Consider the following 4,981-nt stretch of genomic DNA (forward strand, 5'->3'; position numbering starts at 1 on the left):
TCACCCACCGTGTCGAAGTGCAGCAGTCGCAGGAAGCCCTGGCCGCCCTCGGGAAGACCCTGGTAATCGAACAGCATCGAGTAGACGTTCCGGTCGAACGTGCCGTCGCCGTCGTCATCGAACTGATCGGTGCGGGTCAGAGCGCTGTGATAGTGCCCGGAGAACACCATCTTCACGTTCGGGTTGGGCGCCACGACCTCGTCGAGGATGCGCTGCGGCGTCGCCCCGAGACCACCCGTGGTGAGGATGAACTCGTGCTGCGCGATGATCGCGACGCGGTCGGGGTACTTCGCGAGCACCTCGTTCATCCACGCGATCTCGACGTCTCCGGGACCCCATCCGGAATACACCATGACGAAGTCGATGCCGCCGGCCGAGATCAGGTCGTAATGGCTGCGGTTGTTCTGATCGCTGCCGCCGTACCAGGGGTTGCCCGCATACCGCTCCTCGCCGAAGTAGGCGCCGTAGTTCGAGTAGTCCATCAGCTGGTGGCCCACGTCATGGTTGCCGGCGAGCACGCCGTACGGCAGCCCTGCCTCGTCCAGTCGGCGGTACTCGGGGTCGGCGTTCTCCCACTGATAGATCTGGTCGTAGTCGTCGACGATGTCACCGGTGTGGAACAGGTACTGCAGGTTCATCGCCTCACGCTGCTCGAGCAGATACGTGTGGATCGCCTGCTGGTGCCGGTAGCGATCCTCGCCCTCGACACCGTCCTCGTTGTAGTACTGGGTATCGGATTCCCAGCCCAACGTGAAGTCGTACTCCGAGCGCGGGGTGTCGAGCGGATGCTGCTGAGCAACAGCCGACTCGCGCGTGCTGAGATCGTCGCCTGCGAAGCCCTCCGAGTGCTGCACGAGCACCCGCACGAACCCGTCCTGCGCGTGCTCCGTGACGTCGACGGCCGCGGCGAGCTCGAACGACCCTTCGTCGGCGGCGACGTGCCGGGTCTGCTCGACCCACGCCGTGCCGTCTGCGGCGAGCGCGTACAGCACCACCGTGGCTCCGGCGTTGGCGTGCCCGGTCCACGACACCCGTACGAGCGAGCCGTCACCGGCGTCACCGGTGGCGACGTCGAACAGCTGGTACGGGAACTCCGCGCTCGAACTGACGTCTGCGGCGAGGCCGTCGGCTTCGGACAGCGTCCGCACGTCGTCGTCGCTCAACGATTCCGGCTGGTCGCGTTCGAGGTCGCGAGCGTCATTCACCGTGCCGGACTGCAGGGCGATGTCGCCGTCGGAGAGGTCGACCCGGCGGCCCTCGAGGAAGACGGCATCCAGCACGTCGCCGGTCGGGTCCTCGACCTTCGCCTGCAGCGTCACGTCTCCCGCTTCGACCTCGGCACCCTCGACGGGGGCGAGCGCTCCGGCTGAGGGCTGCTCCTCGTAGGTGATGAAGGTCGCCGTGTACGTGGAGGCGTTGCCCAGAGCATCCGTCGCCGTGATCTCGACGATGTGGTCGCCGGCGGCGAGGTCGACCGACGAGGTCTCGTACGGCAGTGGGATGTCGGTGCCGTCGAGCGTCGCGGTCGCGGTGACGTCGCCGATGCCGGCATCCACGATCTCGGCGTCGATCTCGATCGCGCCCTGGTAGGCGGTGCCGTCGATGATCTCGGTGGTGACCTGCGGGCCGGTGTTGTCGACCTCGACGGTGCGCGAGACGCTGTTGTCAGCATCCGTCGCGGTGACGACGGCCGAGCCGTCCGCGTGCGCGGTGGTGTCCCACTCCGCGGTGACCGCCGCGAACGCGTCGGCAGGAAGCGTGAAGCGCGCATCGTAGAAATCGAGCTTGCCGGTGCTGTCGCCCATCTGCAGCACCGTCGCCGGGTCGTCGTACCCCTGCGGGGTGAGCGTGCGACCGTCGGGCAGGATCAGGCGCAGCCCGCGGATCGTGAAGTCGTCGTTGTTCTCGAGCTCGTCGATCTCGGGGGCCTTCTTCGTGCCGGCCCAGACGCTCACGACGAGCTCGTCGCCCTCGCGCACGTACGACAGCGGAACGGGGGTAGTGATCGTCTCCCAGTTCGCGTAGGTGCCCTCTTCGAAGATGGTCAGCACGTCATCGCCGATGCGCACACCGTTCTTGAAGTAGTAGTCGGTCTGCGAGGTCTCGAACGCGAACACCGGCTCGGCTTCCAACGACGTGTCGGTGATGAGCTGTTCGCCGTCGACGTCGAGGTCGATGTCGGCCGGAACCTTGTCGCCCGCGCCGATCACCGTGGTGCTGCCGCCGACGAAGCCGCCCTCGTCGAGGTTCAGACGCAGCGGGTCAGTGCTGGCCCCGGCAACCGCGACGCGCACGGTCTCGATGCTCGTGACGTTCGTGCCGTCGGTCGCCGTCACGGCGTACTCGAACCACGATTTGCCGATGATGTCGACCGCGTTGATCGTGTGGGTGTAGCTGCCCTCGCCCGCATCGCTCAGGTTGATCGGTGCGAAGGTGCCGTCGATGTCGTTCGCGAGCGTCAGTGTCACCGTGCGCGGCAGCACGTCGTCGGTGATGGTGAAGTCCAGGGCGAAATCGGATGCCGGGTCGATCTCCCCGGCCGTCAGGTTCTCGATCACGGGCGCGACGCTGTCGGGCTCGGGGATCATCAGCCCGGCGGGCACCTGGTCGGACTGCACGGTGCCGGGTGTGGCGGCGGCGATCCCCAGCATCCCCTGCAGGGTCAGGTCGTCCTCGCCGATGGCGTAACGGATGCCCTGGTCGGGCAGCGTGTCATCGGTTTCGCCCATGTTGTAGTAGCCGCGGTTGACCGAGTGACCCGTGTTCGTGATGATCTCGATGCCGCGCGGCGAGGAGTTCGCCATGCCGCCGGAGAAGATCTCGACGAGGTCTTCGCCGAGGGTCAGCGACGAGCCGAAGTTGGCGTTGAAGTCGGCCGCGCCCAGGTCGTTGTTCGGCCCGTTCTTGATCCACAGCACGAGGGTCTTCCCCGCAGGAATCACGACGTCGGCAGGAGTGGCGGCCCAACGGCTGGTCTGCGTGTTCTCGTGCTCATCGACCGGATAGAGGTAGTTGATCGAGTAGTCGCTGAAGTCGATCGGCTCGCTCGTGGCGTTGTAGACCTCGATGAATTCGAAGCCGTCGGATCCGCCGACGTTCGTCGAGTCGGGCAGCACCTCGGTCACCTGCAGCGGCGCCGTCACGACCGCGGGGTCGGGCTGCGGGTCGAAGTCGGGCTCCGGCTCGGGCTCGGGTGCGGTCAGGGCGGCGTCGGTGATCGCGCCGGGCGTCGGGGCCGCGGCCTCTTCGAGGAGCGGCATGCTGAGCTCAGCGACATCGCCGGGGATGCGGAAGTGCGCGGTCAGGTCGACGCCGACGGCACCGGCCGGGTAGTACGACCAGCCGACGGTCTCTTCTTCGCCTTCGTCATCCTCGTGCAGGACCCGGATGCCGCGGCCGCCGCCGTTCGCCATGCCGGCCTGCCCCTCGACGCGCAGGATCTTCGTGTCGTCCGACGCGTCCCACTGCGCGCGGAAGTCACCGGCCGTGCGGGCGAACGAGTCGACCGAGGTGCCGTTGTCATAGCTGAGCCAGAGGACGACGGTCTCCCCCGGCGCGATCTCGGTGCCCGCGGCCTCGTCGGTGTCGGCGTCGGTCGTGACGGTCAGCGGCACGTCGCGCGCGCGGTCGTCGGCGTCGATGTACGTGTACGCGAACGAGTACCCGTCGGTGCTCTCTGCCGTCTGCAGGTCGACCGGCTCGTCGGTGGTGTTGTGCACCTCGAAGAACTCGAAGTCGTCGCCGCCGACGTTGTCCGGCGCGATCTCGGTGACGATGAGCGGCCAGTTCGAGGCCGGGCCGGGCTGCGGCTCTTCGGGCTCGGTCGGAGCCGGGCGCTGCAACGCGATGGGCAGGACGCTGCCGGGCGAACGCTCCGCCTGCTGGCCGAGGACGGTCAGGCTTTCGGGGCCGCCGGGCGTCTCCGGTTCGGCGGGAAGGCGGAAGTGAACGGCGAGATCTTCGCCCATCGAACCGGACGGGTAGTGCGACCAGGCGAGCAGCGCGTCGTTCTTCAGGACGCGGATGCCGCGGTCTCCGCCGTTGGCCATGCCGTTCTGCCCGGAGAGGCGGACGACCTGCGTCGCAGCATCCACGCCGTGATAGGTGCGGAACTCGTCGGCCGTGCGCGCGTAGGAGTCGACCTGGCCATTGGTGTAGCTCAGCCACAGGATGGCCGTCTCGGCGGGCGCGAGCGTCAGCGGCTCATCGACGGTGAGGGCGATGTCGCGGGTGCGGTCGTCGGAGTCGACGTACGAGTAGGCGAAGGAGTAGCCCTCGGCGGCGAGGTCGATCGCCGCGCTCGTCGTGTTGCGGATCTCGACGTATTCGAAGTGGTCGTCGCCCGCCGTGTTCGCCAGGATTTCGGTGACGATGACCGGCGGGGCGGGCGTGGGGGTGGTGGCTGCCGGGGCGAGGGCTGCCGCGGCCGGTGCTGCTGGCGCTGCTGGCGAGGCCGCGGCCGGGGCGACCGGGAGCAGGGTGGCCACCAGCACCGTGGCGCCGAAGAGGGACGGGAGGACGAGAGAGGAACGGCGCAGGGGCACGGACGACACCTAAGCTTCGACGGCGAGCAGGACACCCCGAAGCTATTGAGGTCCCCGCAACTTCCGGTGTCGCCTTGCCCCGAGATGCATGGCCGCCCGGTAACCGTCTCGTTAACGCGGGCGCCGCTGCGCCATCCGCCAGGGGATGCTGGAAGCTTTTCGCGGCTTCCCACGCTTCCGAAGCCGCGAAAAGCTTCTCGTCCGGCCCCGGCTCGCGGGCGCGGCTCAGAGCGCCAGGCGCTCCTTGACGACAGCGGCGAGCTTCTCGGCGTACGACTGCGCCGATTCGGCATCCGGTGCCTCGACCATCACGCGGACAAGCTGCTCGGTTCCGGATTTGCGCAGCAGCACGCGCCCGGTCTCGCCGAGTTCCGCCTCAGCGGCGGCGACAGCATCCTGCACGCCCTCGTCATCGGCGCAACGATCCTTGTCGACGT

The 4,981-nt window shown here is 68.0% G+C and carries 1 protein-coding gene and 1 pseudogene; both read right to left on the reverse strand.

The annotated features are described in order from the left end of the window. The coding region (locus tag ACTICP_RS12100; protein ID WP_441892685.1) for a lamin tail domain-containing protein at window positions 1–4,544 on the reverse strand (4,544 nt) is incomplete at its 3' end. Between the two features lie 225 nt (window positions 4,545–4,769). Beyond that, window positions 4,770–4,981, reverse strand: a pseudogene (locus ACTICP_RS12105) (phosphoglucosamine mutase); the annotation flags it as partial.

Source organism: Microbacterium sp. (genome assembly GCF_052102115.1).
GTDB lineage: Bacteria > Actinomycetota > Actinomycetes > Actinomycetales > Microbacteriaceae > Microbacterium.